Here is a 13,742-nt window from a genome sequence, read left to right as displayed (position 1 = left end):
GGAAAGCAATCAACGATTATTTTCCTTTTCTTTTATAGCGCTGAATCATGGTTTCATTACCTTTTAACCCTCCCTGATGTAAATAGATTATGGCCTCACTATCAAATGAATTAATGTGTTGCTCTAATGTGATTAAACCAACAGGATCATAGAGCAACTCAAATTCTACACCTGAAGTATTTGCCTTCTGCCACATTGCATAACTCTCAGGGTATAAATTGCCAAAATGATACTTTTTATCAGGGCTGACGATTATGGGAAAAGCACTATCTTTTGTAGCCAGCATTTGAAACTGCTTTTGTAAGTATGCTGCCTCCCCCACGACAGGGCATGTGACGACCTGAATATTCAAAGCGCACTGACTAAGGTATTCATTTAAATAAAATGCTGTTGTTCCTGTTCCTGAAGGCAAAAAGACCGTGGCAGAACTAACTTCATTATCAATGCACCAACCCTCGATTTCTTGCGCTAATAAATACACTCCATAACGAGCATACTCACAACGCCCTCCCTCTGGCACCAATAAAGTTGAAGTTTGATTAAGATATTTTTGCTCTAACCATATTTGTTTTTCATCAGCAGTAAGATTCAACTCTTGAGGAAACGCAATAACCTCAGCCCCTTTTGCTATCGCGCCGGCATAATTGCCAACTGGATTCTCTTTCAAATGAGTCGGAATACGATCCACATAAAATTTGAGGTGCCAACCTTTAAGCTCTACCAAACACGCCAGCGACCATAAAGAATTCGCTTGGCACGAGCCATATCCCACCAGCGTTTCAACTTGAGGAAACTCATTGGCGAGATAATAATGAAACTTGCGAGCCTTATTACCACTAAATTCAGGGTGCAATAAGTCATCACGTTTAATATGTAATTCGTGTTCAAATAAATTAATGGTAGTAACAGGGCTTTGGGTTAATTTCATCAATGTTTAGTAATTATGACTAACTTGGTATAGCCTCTATTCTACCTTAACTCCGATATTAAGCGTAAAATTAAGCGGTTAGCATTTTGGCACACAAACTGCTTTATCTGATTTAGAAATAATTTTAAAAGGTAAATAATTCCTATGTCTGTATTACGATTAATCTTCAACATTGCTTGGTTCGTTATGGGTGGTTTTTTAATGGGCTTAGCTTGGTGGTTGGCGGGATTGATTTGTTTTATTAGTATTATCGGTATTCCCTTTGGCAGAGCATGTTTTGTCATTGGTGAAATGGCATTTTGGCCATTTGGAAATGAGCAAACCAATCGTCGTAATGTAAAAGGTTTTGAAGATATTGGTACAGGAGTACTTGGTACAATCGGAAACGTTATTTGGTTCTTATGTTTTGGTATTTGGTTAGCTATCGGCCACTTAACTCACGCCCTAGCCTGCTTTATAACCATTATTGGTATTCCTTTTGGTATAGCTCATTTAAAGCTTGCGTTGTTGACATTGGCACCAATTGGGCAAACAGTGGTGGCTAAACAAGGCTAAAAGCCTCAAAACCAATAACTCATACAGGCGTTATTCAGTGCCTCTCAAAGACTATAAGCAGGGTTCATTAGGCCTTGCCAATAATTTTGAGAGGACATATCGATGAAACGCTTAATTTGGATGGCATTGCCATTCGCTCTATTCTCCCTAAATTTATTCGCTTCAGATTTACCTTGTAACGCTCATACTCAGATGACATTTACCAGCAAACACGGTAATTGGGTCGTGAGAGCCGAGCATGTTAATCAGATTGCCAACATTGTTGATTTAGATGACCAGTGCTCACCTTTAAACCAAACCGAACCGGGAACGGATCCAAGCCAAGATAAACAAGAAGTCACAGGAACACTCATTACGCCAACACAAGGATTGAACACTGGACAACAACTTGGGGACAATGAAGATTTTGATACAGGATTACTGTTTTCAATGGCCTATCAGCCTAAAAGTGGCGATAAGCATGAACACCCTGCTCCAGTTTGTTTAGTTTATATTGCCGCTCATGGACCGGGAGATCCAGAAACAAGAGTTATTGAGTTAAATGGGGCTCGTTGTATTTTGAGAGAAGATGGCAGAGTATTTAGTGTGGTTGCTGAATAGTCGGTTTAGCCAAATAAAATGAGAGTGTTTCAACACTCTCATTATTCAAATCAATGAACTCACTTCATTGCTTCTTTCATCGAAGGCACAATGGTGGTGGGATCAAGACGCATTTGATACCAGTTAATTCGCCAATCTAAATGCGGACCTGTTGAACGCCCAGTTGAACCTATTTCTCCAACCTTTTGCCCTTGTTTTACGGATTGACCTTTAACTACATCTAACTTACTCAAATGCAACATGCTAGAGCTTACACCGTAGCCATGATCAATAATAATTGTTCCACCTGAATAAAACATATCTGGAACAGCTAAGGTTATAACTCCATTGGCTGGTGCTACTACAGGGGTACCTGTTGGCTTAGCAACATCTACTCCATAATGTGGGCGACCGGGGACGCCATTGTAAACTCGTTGACTGCCATAAACGCCTGAAATTGGTCCTTTCGCAGGCCAGATAAATCGAGTGAAAATACCATCTAAGTCTGAATCTATATTTCTAGCTGTTCGTACTTGTTGACTGTCTTTTTTAGAACGGGCGACGGCTTTAGGATCGGGCTTCATGATTTTCTTAGCAATACCGTTCACTCGCTGAATTCGATATTGTTTGGGTGCCAGTTTTATAATTCGGGATTGCTGTGTACCGTCATTTAAAGTAACTACTAGCTTGTTAGTTAAATCGGCTTCTCGTTCAAAACCAATTACGAATTTACCCGAATTTGACACTCGAACAGCTTGACCATTAAGTTCCAATGTTGCACCCGGCGGCACCAAACCTTTCAATAATGTGCCTTGTTCAAATTTACCAAAGAGTTTTATATCAGTATTAGCTGATACCACATTCGAACACCCACACAGAATTGAGAATAGGAGGAAAAGGTGAATAGTTAGCTTTTTCATAAGTAATTAGCTCAATTGGTTAAAATTACAACGCATTTTACAGTCTATCATTCAGTAAATTGCAAGCAAACGATGGTTAAAATACAGTATAAAATTCAGTAAATAGTATTTATATGTCTCTTGTAGTTAGTGTACCTCTTCAATATTTGCCTCCTCCTCAAGCTTTGCCTAAGACCCAAACTGAGTATCTATATACACTGAAACAGTTCGAAAACCAGGGCTGCTTAATAAGGATGTTATGTGGTGGCGAAAATGAAGATCAATTTTCTCCTTTCGCAAAAACTGAGCAAGAGTTGGATGAATTATTGACTATGGGTTACATGCAATCTTGCTGTACAAGCTTGATAAAAAGTGGCGCTAATGTTCCACCGTATAAAAATATTGGTTTTATTTTAAACATACACAAAAGCGAGATAAAGCGCTTTTGGGGGGACTGGGTCTTCACTTGTCGTGTTGACTCCAATGAGCGAATAGTCAAGTGGATGACATCAGAACACAACTACCGAGCTTATAATGAAAATACAGAATGCTTCGACTTAGAAACCCAGTATGCGGGGGAATACTTGCGACTTACTCCCGTAAGCGACAAAAATGAAATACACAATCACATTATTAAATTTTATGAAACATACAGCGAATTTCTAGATTATATAGAACAACCTATTGATAAAGGCTTAAAACACAACGAGCTTACTGTCACTTATAACGAAGATTCAATTCTTGGCGTTGTTGTAGAATTCCAAAGTTATCAATCCAAAGCTGAAAGCAATAAAGTGAGCATGCAACTTAAGACTTTCAGAACTATGGTAAAAGAGAAGCTACGACAAGACTTTCCATGCTTCTGTTACGACTCAGAAAGTGGCAGCTTAACTCCTTTTCTGAGTTAAGCTACCACTTTGCTGGTGAACAACACTCATACTTTTGCAATCGCACCTTTGCCAACACCTTCATAGGCTTTAACCAATACTTTTGAATCTTGTATCTCGTTGGCTACATGATTAGCAACAAAATCTGCCAGAAGCTCTACAGTAGTATCGTGAGGAATGATGTCGCAAACTTCTTTAGAAATAGCTAACTGAAATTCACCTTGTGGTGCTTGATATTTAAAAGCAAAATGACTTTCATCAGAAATGCCTTTGCTATTCACATCTAAATCTGCAAGCTGAACCAGATCTTCTTCACTGCCTAAATAAATATCTTGCCAACGCTTCGCCCAATATTCATTCCATTGTTGTGATTCTTCGCCATCAATAAATACTGAAATTGGGCTGCGATGACCATGGGCAATACGCTGACAGTTTCCATCGTGTTTTTTCAGACCATGACTGTAATGATAATAAGGACGATTGAGTTCCTCAGCACGTAACGTTAACTCGATATTCAATACATTATCTGGAAGAACTTTCTTTAATTCATTATTTAAAAACTGAATGGTTGCTGCGAGATCGATTACATTTGTATCGATAGACGTAAACGCTTGTTCAGGGCAACGTAAATGGATACTGCCTTTTTGCGAGTTAAAATCAACTCGAACGGTATCATCATCTTGAACTTGATATGAAGTCGCATGAGACAAAGAAGGCACCGCAAGGCGGTGATCTAATACATCATCAATGGTTCGCTTAATGGTTTTCTTTACCTTGGCAAAGTCTAAGACCATATTTTGATCGTCAAGTCCACCTTCAAGCACAACATCGACGATCCAGCTCTCGCCAACCATACCGCGCTCAGCGCACAAATATGAAAAATCAATGACAGTTAAGTCATTTACAAACAGTAACATCAACACTCCTCGGCAGATAAACAGTCCACCATTTATCCTTTCGGATTAGCCCCATCGGCGAAAGCCAATAGGCCATATAACTTTAAAGAACTGAGTATTTTACTCAAGTTTTATCTTGGTGGCGAGTGAAGAATTTTAAACATCAAATGCTGTGATTTGGCGCACATAATTCACTGAAATGTTGTATGATATTGTGCATATTAGCCCATCAATAAGGTGCCCTATGAAAACGCTTATCTGTAATGCTCAACTGGTCAATGAAGGTAAAATATCTACTCAGGATGTTTTAATTGAAAATGGTCGCATTAGCCGTATCGATCGCCAAATTACGGCTCCTGCTGATGCTAAAGTCGTTGATGCTAATGGTAACCACTTAATTCCAGGAATGATCGATGATCAGGTTCACTTTAGAGAGCCAGGTTTTCCAAATAAAGGAACCATCGCCAGTGAATCACGTGCAGCCGTTGCAGGCGGTATCACCAGCTTCATGGAAATGCCAAATGTAAACCCTCAAACCACCACGTTAGAAGCATTAGAAGATAAGTACGTTCGCGCCTCAAAGGGTTCTCTTGCCAACTACAGTTTCTATTTAGGTGCTACTAATGACAACCTAGAGGTGATTAAAAACCTAAACCCAAATCAAGCCTGTGGTATTAAAATTTTCATGGGTGCATCAACTGGTAATATGCTGGTTGATAACGAAGATACGCTAAACGCCATTTTTGCCAATGCGCCTACCGTTATTGCGACTCACTGTGAAAATACACCAATGATTTCAGCGTTAGAAGAAGAATATCGAGCTAAATATGGTGATAATATTCCGATGAATCTTCACGGTGAAATCCGCTCACGTGAAGCTTGTTTAGCATCATCAAAATTAGCGACTGAATTAGCGATTAAGCATAAGTCTCGTTTGCATGTTCTTCACTTAACTACGGCTGATGAACTTTACTTATTCCAAAAGAACAAACAGCTTGCCGACCTAAAAGGCGCTAACATCACTGCCGAAGTATGTGTTCACCACTTATTCTTCAACGATAAAGATTACGACACCCTTGGCAGCTTAATTAAGTGTAACCCCGCGGTTAAGAAAGCCAGCGATCAACTTGCACTCATTAAAGCGGTTCAAGATGATGTGATTGATATTATCGCTACTGACCATGCTCCACATACATGGGATGAAAAGCAAAACGAAAGTTATTTTAAAGCGCCGTCAGGTTTACCATTAGTTCAACATGCTCTAGTTTCTGTACTTGAGCATTATCACAATGGTAATTTCAGCCTTGAGAAAATCGTACAAAAAACCAGTCACGCTGTTGCAGAACGCTATCAATTAAAAGACCGTGGTTATTTACGCGAAGGTTACATTGCTGATTTGGCGCTGCTTGACCTTAATAAGCCTCATACAGTGACTAAAGAAAACATCCGCTATCACTGTGGTTGGTCACCATTTAACGGTTACACTTTCCAATCAAGCGTCATCGGTACATGGGTGAATGGTAACCATATGTTTGATGGCGAACGTATCATCAACAAACAATTTGGTGAGAGATTGGTATTTGATAGGTAATCATAAATTATAAAGGCTGGGATTCCAGCCTTTATATTGCAAAAACAGGGTCAGCATTTTTAATTGCTCACAACTTATCATTGAATATCTTCTAATAAATATGACATAAGTTTCAACTCAAATTCAGTAATCTCAACTGCTTGTTTTAAATGTTTATCAACAACAAAGTATCTTTCCATTTGCAGCTTAATATGGTGATTTTTTACTTTTAAATACAATTCAAATGGCTGCTTAAATTTTTCTAAACTCTCCTTATTTTGGTTGCTTAAGAAATCCAAATAAACACATACCAGTAAAAGCTCATCTTGTGCCAGTTCAGAGCCCAGTTGAAAACAAAATCTTTCAAACAAGGAAGCAACCGCTGCACCCATATATTTGGGATCGCTTATTTCAATATCTTGATCAAGAAGGCATCTTTCTACTTGATATGACTCCATGAACGCCAAAAATTCTTTCGAATTTAAACGGGTAAGTAAAAGTTCACTTAACTCTTGGGAACCAAGACCAGCAACATTGTTATTCTGTAAAAAAGGGGAAATTCGAGTAAAAAAACTTTCCAATTTAACTTTTACATCATCATATTCTTCATTTCCCCTTGTTTTTATTATTTGCTGATTTACAGAATCCAAGTAGAGTAAAAAAGTTTTCCAATCGTCGGGAATTCTACTTAAATAGATGGTGTGCTGAACATCATGGAGAAGTGGAAATAACCTAGACGCAAACCTACCATGTACATCATGGAAGTTATTTAAAATTGAGTCATTGGTTAATATTACTGGGTGCTTTCCTTTAGCTCTAAGTTCTGCTAAATCATCAGCTGATGTAGTACCGAAAATGGGAGTTGGACGGATAGGGAATTCTTCTAGGTTTATAGCTTCTTGCATAACATCAAATAAAGGAATATAGAGTGTGTTTGCTTCCTCATCCCAAAAAACTACACCTTGCGGAGCATCTTTGTATATTTCAATTTGATGTATTGCACTTGTTAACTTTTCGTTGTTAGCACTACGCTCTAGATTAATAGGCACATCACTAAGTTCTACTTTCAAAACAAAAGCACCATCTTGTTTTGCATTCTTTAATACCTTGGCAAAATCGAGTTCTTTTTGCGTTGTTTCGCTTTCTCTCCACTCTGAAATAGCCAAGATCCGATCTTTGTCTGAAGCATTTTCATCTAAAGATAAATCAATGACCTCACAAGAATTACAAGGAATGTCATGCTCTGTTTTACTTTCAGATAAACCAAACTGCTGAAAGGCTTTAACCACTATAACGGCATTGATATAACCCACTTCGTCGAGTGTTCCGTTTAGATATAAAAGCAAAATGGCATTTTCAGCACTCGCTGATTTCAAAACGTGATCATTCCAGTTGTGATTAATGGCTTTTTCTACTTCAAATACGTATTCGTGATACAGTTCGCAGAGCGCACTTTTAAGCTGCTCTACCCCTTCTGCATATCTGGTAAGATCAATGAAACGTTCGCAAGTAAATAGTGACTTTATTTGACTAGAGGCTTTTGCTGGCGGCACAACTGCGTCAACATAAGTACTAGCAAGCGGAGATTCAACTGCAAACATAGACATAGAGAATAAACACCTAATCTAAAACAAGACATATTTAGCTTAGTAAGTCACTATTAATTTAATCACCTTTGAAAATGATCATTTGTTCATACTGAGTAACCTTCACAACCACTATAACTGTGCGCAGTTTACAGCGAAACTTGTGAACCAACCTTGATTAGCACTTGGCTAAACAAAAACCATATATCTGATGGTAAGTGGATTTTCAACACGCAGCTTGATGAAAGATGGGTATTTGATTGAGGTTAATGCATCAACACATACTTGTGACCGAACCCAATTAGATTTATACCAAGCATTAACTTCAGCTTGGATTAAGTATTTTGGCGATACTATTTTCCTTAGGGTCTATAAAAGCGCATCAAGGGAAAATAAAATGAAACCACTATTGCTTATTGCAGCATTAAGCAATCCAGTCATGGCAGCACAAACAATTAAGCATTTTGGTGACTGGGAAGTTTCGTCTGAAGGATACATTCTCACAGCAACATCTACTCCTGTTAAAGCATCAAATCGTGCTTTGGTTTTTCGCTGTAATATTGAACATAAAAATTGTGTCTTCACTTATACTGAAGCCAAGCCTTGCAACTCCCAAAAATTCCGATTTTTGCATCTATCAGCATTAGCTGACAATGTGGCAGCAAATCTGAAGAGTCAATGTATAGGTGGGCAATGGGTAAAAGCTCCATTCGTGTGGGACGATATGGATCCGATTTTGTATCACTCCCAAAAAGATTTTTCTATTCGTTTTTCTGATGAGGTGGATACAGCGACTATTTATAGTAAAAAGGGAGCAGAAGACGCTTTAAAATATATTCTTGGTATTGATAACAACTTCAATCATCGCAACCAGAAAATGGCTCTGAAGGATCCAGAGCCGTAAGAATGCTACTCGCCTTTCAATCGTCTATCTAACTGATCTTTCAAGTTCGCAGGCACACCTTTAATTAAAATGGTATTGGATACAGGGTCGTAAATGACACGCTCACCTAGATGATTACCATCAAAACTTAAGCTCACACCTCCACCTGTTCCTGAGAACTTTTTGAGTTGACGAAGCGTTGCTTTATCGGCGGGAAACTCATCATCCAGCTCGTAATCACCTGTATTGGCGAAATCATAAAATGAATCCATGCCATCTTCGGTTATTTCATCTGCCAAAGATTTTAAATCAATGTCTAAGCCTTCATCGCTACGCTCTTTACAAAAGTCGAACACTTTTTCACGTACTTCTTGACGCTCTTCCTTTGTAAGCTCATTACCCGCAACAAAATCCTCGACGGCATTCATCAAGTTCTTATTCTGAACTTTGGTATTTACACCTTCAACGCAACCCATGAAGTCTAAGAAGAAGTCGGCAACCTTACGCCCTGCTCTACCACGAATAAAGGAAATGTATTTTTTTGAATCCGGCTCAGCTTGAAGCTCAGTTAAATCAATTCTTGCCGCTAACTGAAGATTGTTTAAATCGAGGTGATTATTTTGAGTCAGCTCCATGTCATCTAATACTGTCATTGAAGATTTAGCATTAAGCAAAGCTACAAATAAAAATTCACTGGCTAAGCTGGTGTAACAGGCCATCAACAAAAAACCACCTTGGCTGAAGTCATATTTAGCAAGTTCATCTTGCAATAACTTTCCAGCTTTTCCAGAAAACTCAACAAAACCTAGATCCCCAGAACGATATTCATCCAAAGCATTTGAAAAAGCATCATTTGCCTCGGCATCACTACCTTCTGGCACACCAAAGTGTCCGAAGCCCTTCCCTGCTTTACTGGTATAGGTCTGATGCAACTCTTCTAACATCACTTCTACCGCTTGGCCATTTAGAAGCGGCTGTGGACGTAATCGGCAAGAAAGCTTACCTTCATTGTTTTGAGTAATTTCGTGAATAATCGCTTGGTCGATGGTAATTGTCATAAGGCTTTGTAGTGATAGTCAGGTAAATTTTGGGTATTATATGCTGCTAATTCTTTTCTTTGTGAAACATTTTTATGGCTATTAAATCAAAATACGATAATCAGCAAGTTGAATCCCTTATTGCTGAGGTATTAGCAGTACTTGAAAAGCATGAATCCTCAACCGATTTAAGCTTAATGGTGTTAGGAAACTGCGTATCTCATTTATTACAAACTAAAATTCCAGAAGCAGCAAGAGCATCAATTACTGAGCAATTTGCTAAAGCCTTAACTCAGTCAACAAAATAGAGTTTTTATACTCGTGGTAACATGAACCTCGAGTATAATCTATGAGTTTATGCTATAACAACTTAGGCAACATTTAACAGGCCATACTTGAATGCAAGCAGATATTTTTGAAAGAAAAAAACAACTTGGACGTGACAAAGTGTCAAACCTCATCAATTGGGGACACTGGTTTGCATTTATAAATGGCCTGTTAGCCATGATGGTTGGCTGGAGTTATATCGCTAGCATTGGAGAGCCTGAAACTTTTATCAGCGTAGCTTACCTTTCACTTTATACTTTAGGCCAATTTACCTTTTTGGCCTTTATCGTTTATCTAGTATTTATTTTCCCGATAACGATCTTTCTACCCTACTCTCGAATATTAAGAGGGTTTGCAGCTGTTATCGCAACACTAGGTCTGTGCACGTTAATATACGACACTATAGTATTTGAAGATTATGGGTTGCATCTAAGCCCCTTTGCTTTTGAGTTAGCATGGGGAGATATTAGTTCCTTAGTACAAAGTACCTCGTATCTTGCCATCCCGATAGCAATATTAATTTTCCAATTAACTCTCTCTAATTTTCTTTGGAAACGTATTGTAAAAATCCAAAGGAAAAATTATGGCCCTAAAGTACTCTTTGTTGTTGGAGCCGCTTTCATCAGCAGTCATTTAATTCATATTTGGGCTGATGCTACGAACTATATTGATATTACCCGTTACGATGATGCCTACCCTGTATCTTATCCTGCAACGGCTAAGACCTTTATGGAAAGCCACGGCTTTGAACGCCCTACACAAGTAAAACGTCCGCAAGGTGAAAAAGTATTAAGCTACCCAATGTCACCGCTTCAGTGTCAAGCCAACAGCACACCCAATATTTTAATGATCGCTGTGAAGAGTTTGCGCAGTGATGTTGTCAATAACGAAACTATGCCGTTTTTGAGTCAATATGCTCAAAAAAACATCTCGTTTAACAACCACCTTACCGGTGGGACACAGTTCAATAGCAGCATGTTTTCGCTTTTGTATTCACTACAAACCAGCTATATGGATAATGCAGCCTTTAACTACACCAGCCCAATTTTTACTCGGGAGTTAAAGAAAAAAGGTTACAATCTAGAATTTTTTTCTACTAAAACCCAACTGAACTACACACAACCTAAGGCCATGTTTGCCGATTTTGAGAAAACCTTTGCTCGCCCTCATGCTAACAGCACGGTTTCTGATCTCGATAAAATAGAATCTTTCCAGAAGTGGCAACATCACCAATCTAAACCTTGGTTTTCGGTCATAACATTGGATTCGACGTCAACTTACGATACGCCTGTAGGTTTTTTAGGTATCAAAACCATTAAAACCCCTAAAGATTACTCACCTGCACAACGAGTCCTGTTTAATCAGTATCGGCAGTCTGCCTACTTTGTGGATAAACAAATCGAAATGCTGGTAGAAAGCCTGCCTAAAAACACCCTTGTAGTAATTGCTGGAATTAATGGTAACGTGTTAAAGATTAACGATAATAATTATAAGGATTTGTTGTCACCTGATAACGTCAATGTACCACTTATCATGCATCTGCCTAATTCTGGCAGTAAAGTTATCAATTACCGCACGAGTCACTATGATTTTGTACCAACAATGCTAACTCAAGTATTCGGTTGCACTAACCCTGTGTCAGATTACAGTAGTGGCAGCACGCTACTTAGTCCAAGCGACTATAATTGGGTATATGTGGGTGATCAGCGTATTTTTGCCATCTACCAAAAAAATGAAACTACCGTTATTGATCGTCATGGGAAGTATCGTATCTATGATCCTGAGTTCAAATATCGGTTAAAAAAGAAAATGAGCGCACCAGAATTGATACAAGTGATGCGTGAAGGTCGTCGACTATACAACAATTAGGATTGATATAAGATGTGGGTACAAAAGCGCTTTTCAATCTCCCCCCAGAAACGAGGCTTTCATTTAATAACTGAAGAAGTAGTAGCTCAACTTCCGGAGTTAAAGCATTTCGAAGTCGGATTGCTGAATATATTTATTCAACATACTTCGGCTTCTTTAACCATTAATGAAAATGCCGATCCGACAGTTAGGCAAGATTTTGAGAGTTACTTTAACCATCATGTCCCTGAAAATGAGACTTATTACCGCCACACTTATGAAGGTAGTGACGATATGCCTGCTCACCTTAAAGCCAGCCTATTAGGTAATAATGTGACTATTCCAATTTCAAAAGGACGCTTGAACATGGGAATGTGGCAAGGAATATACCTTGGGGAACACAGGAATCACGGTGGTAGTAGAACTCTGGTTGCAACTTTACACGGAGAGTAAGTTCAGTTGTGTGAGAGTATTGCTATACTCTCACACAAACAGTACCCATTAACTTTTTAAATTCTCGCGTTTTTTCACTAATAGGTTTAACACTTCCTCATTCGGGTAACCATCAGCAACTAACCCTTTCTTTTTCTGGAATTTTTGTATCGCAAGAATCGTGCGTGAGCCAACAATCCCATCCGGTTTTCCTGTGTCATACCCCAAAGCATTTAATGACTTCTGCATAGCTTTTAAGTCACCTCTTGGAATTCTTGGTAATTTAGGTGGTTGAACAACTAAACGAGTGCCACCAGCAATTCGATCAGCAAGATGGCCGACTGAGATAGCATAAAAAACACTGTTATTCCAACGCATAATGGTATTAAAGTTACTGTAAGCTAAAAAAGCTGGCCCTGTATGCCCTGATGGTAAGTAAAGTTTTGCTTTCATACTCGCAACCGATAAAGGACGTCCATCAGCCATGGTTACACCAAGCTGTTGCCACTTCTTCAACTGGTAGTCTTGTTGCTCGCCGATAGGGCTAAAGTCAAAGCCCTGAGGTAATTTCACTTCTCTGCCCCAACGCTCACCTCGAGTCCAACCTAAATGCTGCAAAAAGTTAGCAGCCGACGTTAGTGCATCAATTTCACTATTCCATAAATCTGCTTTTCCGTCTCCGTCACCATCTACTGCGTATTTAGCATAAGCCGTTGGCATAAACTGAGTGTGCCCCATTGCCCCTGCCCATGAGCCTTTCATTTTTTCGTAACTGAAGCCATTCTTTTGTTTGATTTTTAATGCCTGAATGAGTTCTTGAGTAAAATATTTCCCACGTCTTGGTTTACAGGCAAGGGTCACTAATGAATCAATAATCGGCATCTTACCTTTGTAACCACCGAAATTAGTCTCTAGGCCCCAGAATGCGAGAATATACTGCCCAGGAATACCATACTTAACCGTAAGTTGATTCAGTAACTTACGATGCTTTCGCCACAACTTTTGACCTTTACTGATCCGCCAAGCGTTCACCCTGCGGTTAAAATAATTTTCAAAGGTGGCGCTAAATTCAGGTTGATTTTTATCAAGCTTAACGACTTTGGGTCTTGGCTTTACTCGATTTAAAGAATCAGCAATAGTTGCTTCGCTTATGCCCTCTGCCTTAGCTTTCAGCTTTAAATTAGACAGACATTGATAAAACTCTGTATCTTGAGCGCTCGCTACAGTTGAGCTAAATAAGAGGCAAAATGCTAATAGGCTCGTCTTATTCATAAAAAATTGCTCCTAGATTTCCCGTTCTTATAACTTGGCTTTA

At 38.9% G+C, this 13,742-nt stretch carries 14 protein-coding genes; 8 read left to right on the top strand and 6 right to left on the bottom strand.

Annotation, left to right across the window (positions count from 1 at the left end):
- Positions 1 to 16 precede the first annotated feature (16 nt).
- On the bottom strand, positions 17 to 928 hold the full coding sequence (locus D5018_RS05960) for a 1-aminocyclopropane-1-carboxylate deaminase/D-cysteine desulfhydrase (RefSeq protein ID WP_121838095.1): 912 nt from the start codon (positions 926 to 928) through the stop codon (positions 17 to 19).
- A gap of 144 nt (positions 929 to 1,072) precedes the next feature.
- Here D5018_RS05960 and D5018_RS05955 point away from each other — a divergent pair, with 144 nt between their 5' ends.
- Both D5018_RS05955 and D5018_RS05950 read left to right on the top strand, forming a co-directional pair.
- Positions 1,073 to 1,483 carry a YccF domain-containing protein gene (locus D5018_RS05955; RefSeq protein WP_121838094.1) on the top strand — a complete coding sequence of 137 codons (411 nt, stop codon included), beginning with the start codon at positions 1,073 to 1,075 and terminating at the stop codon, positions 1,481 to 1,483.
- Positions 1,484 to 1,585: 102 nt separating this feature from the next.
- Positions 1,586 to 2,083, top strand: coding sequence for a hypothetical protein (locus D5018_RS05950; protein ID WP_121838093.1), 498 nt, complete (start codon positions 1,586 to 1,588; stop codon positions 2,081 to 2,083).
- Between the two features lie 59 nt (positions 2,084 to 2,142).
- Here the strand turns inward: D5018_RS05950 and D5018_RS05945 are convergent, their stop codons facing one another.
- Entirely contained in the window at positions 2,143 to 2,982 is an 840-nt protein-coding gene (locus D5018_RS05945) for a M23 family metallopeptidase (protein ID WP_121838092.1), read from the bottom strand.
- A gap of 113 nt (positions 2,983 to 3,095) precedes the next feature.
- On the opposite strand from D5018_RS05945, the gene D5018_RS05940 reads away from it, so the two are divergent.
- Positions 3,096 to 3,869 carry a hypothetical protein gene (locus D5018_RS05940; protein ID WP_121838091.1) on the top strand — a complete coding sequence of 258 codons (774 nt, stop codon included), beginning with the start codon at positions 3,096 to 3,098 and terminating at the stop codon, positions 3,867 to 3,869.
- Between the two features lie 26 nt (positions 3,870 to 3,895).
- Here the strand turns inward: D5018_RS05940 and D5018_RS05935 are convergent, their stop codons facing one another.
- On the bottom strand, positions 3,896 to 4,765 hold the full coding sequence (locus tag D5018_RS05935) for a 6-carboxytetrahydropterin synthase (protein WP_121838090.1): 870 nt from the start codon (positions 4,763 to 4,765) through the stop codon (positions 3,896 to 3,898).
- A gap of 223 nt (positions 4,766 to 4,988) precedes the next feature.
- Between D5018_RS05935 and D5018_RS05930 the strand changes: the two genes are divergently transcribed.
- Complete coding sequence (locus D5018_RS05930; RefSeq protein ID WP_121838089.1) at positions 4,989 to 6,335, top strand: dihydroorotase; 1,347 nt, start codon at positions 4,989 to 4,991, stop codon at positions 6,333 to 6,335.
- A 77-nt stretch (positions 6,336 to 6,412) separates the two neighbouring features.
- On the opposite strand, the gene D5018_RS05925 is transcribed toward D5018_RS05930, so the two are convergent.
- A complete protein-coding gene (locus tag D5018_RS05925; RefSeq protein ID WP_121838088.1) occupies positions 6,413 to 7,921 on the bottom strand; it encodes a hypothetical protein in 1,509 nt (502 codons plus the stop codon).
- 376 nt (positions 7,922 to 8,297) lie between these two features.
- Between D5018_RS05925 and D5018_RS05920 the strand changes: the two genes are divergently transcribed.
- Positions 8,298 to 8,804, top strand: a complete 507-nt coding sequence (locus D5018_RS05920) for a hypothetical protein (protein WP_133309244.1) — start codon at positions 8,298 to 8,300, stop codon at positions 8,802 to 8,804.
- Between the two features lie 5 nt (positions 8,805 to 8,809).
- Here D5018_RS05920 and yejK read toward each other — a convergent pair whose 3' ends face one another.
- A complete protein-coding gene (gene yejK / locus D5018_RS05915; protein WP_121838086.1) occupies positions 8,810 to 9,841 on the bottom strand; it encodes a nucleoid-associated protein YejK in 1,032 nt (343 codons plus the stop codon).
- Between the two features lie 74 nt (positions 9,842 to 9,915).
- On the opposite strand from yejK, the gene D5018_RS05910 reads away from it, so the two are divergent.
- The 3 genes from D5018_RS05910 (at position 9,916) to D5018_RS05900 (ending at position 12,448) form a co-directional block, all read left to right on the top strand.
- Positions 9,916 to 10,128: a YejL family protein gene (locus tag D5018_RS05910; protein ID WP_121838085.1), complete on the top strand. Its 213-nt coding sequence runs from the start codon at positions 9,916 to 9,918 to the stop codon at positions 10,126 to 10,128.
- A 103-nt stretch (positions 10,129 to 10,231) separates the two neighbouring features.
- Positions 10,232 to 12,016, top strand: a complete 1,785-nt coding sequence (locus D5018_RS05905; RefSeq protein WP_121838119.1) for a DUF3413 domain-containing protein — start codon at positions 10,232 to 10,234, stop codon at positions 12,014 to 12,016.
- A 12-nt stretch (positions 12,017 to 12,028) separates the two neighbouring features.
- Positions 12,029 to 12,448: a secondary thiamine-phosphate synthase enzyme YjbQ gene (locus D5018_RS05900; RefSeq protein WP_121838084.1), complete on the top strand. Its 420-nt coding sequence runs from the start codon at positions 12,029 to 12,031 to the stop codon at positions 12,446 to 12,448.
- Between the two features lie 48 nt (positions 12,449 to 12,496).
- Here the strand turns inward: D5018_RS05900 and D5018_RS05895 are convergent, their stop codons facing one another.
- The gene (locus D5018_RS05895) at positions 12,497 to 13,699 is read right to left on the bottom strand and encodes a lytic murein transglycosylase (RefSeq protein WP_121838083.1); all 1,203 of its coding nucleotides are present in this window, start codon (positions 13,697 to 13,699) and stop codon (positions 12,497 to 12,499) included.
- Positions 13,700 to 13,742: the final 43 nt, after the last annotated feature.

The sequence above is a fragment of the Parashewanella curva genome (genome assembly GCF_003675895.1).
In the GTDB taxonomy this organism is placed as follows: Bacteria; Pseudomonadota; Gammaproteobacteria; order Enterobacterales; family Shewanellaceae; genus Parashewanella; species Parashewanella curva.
This window is presented reverse-complemented; position numbering and strand designations above follow the sequence as displayed.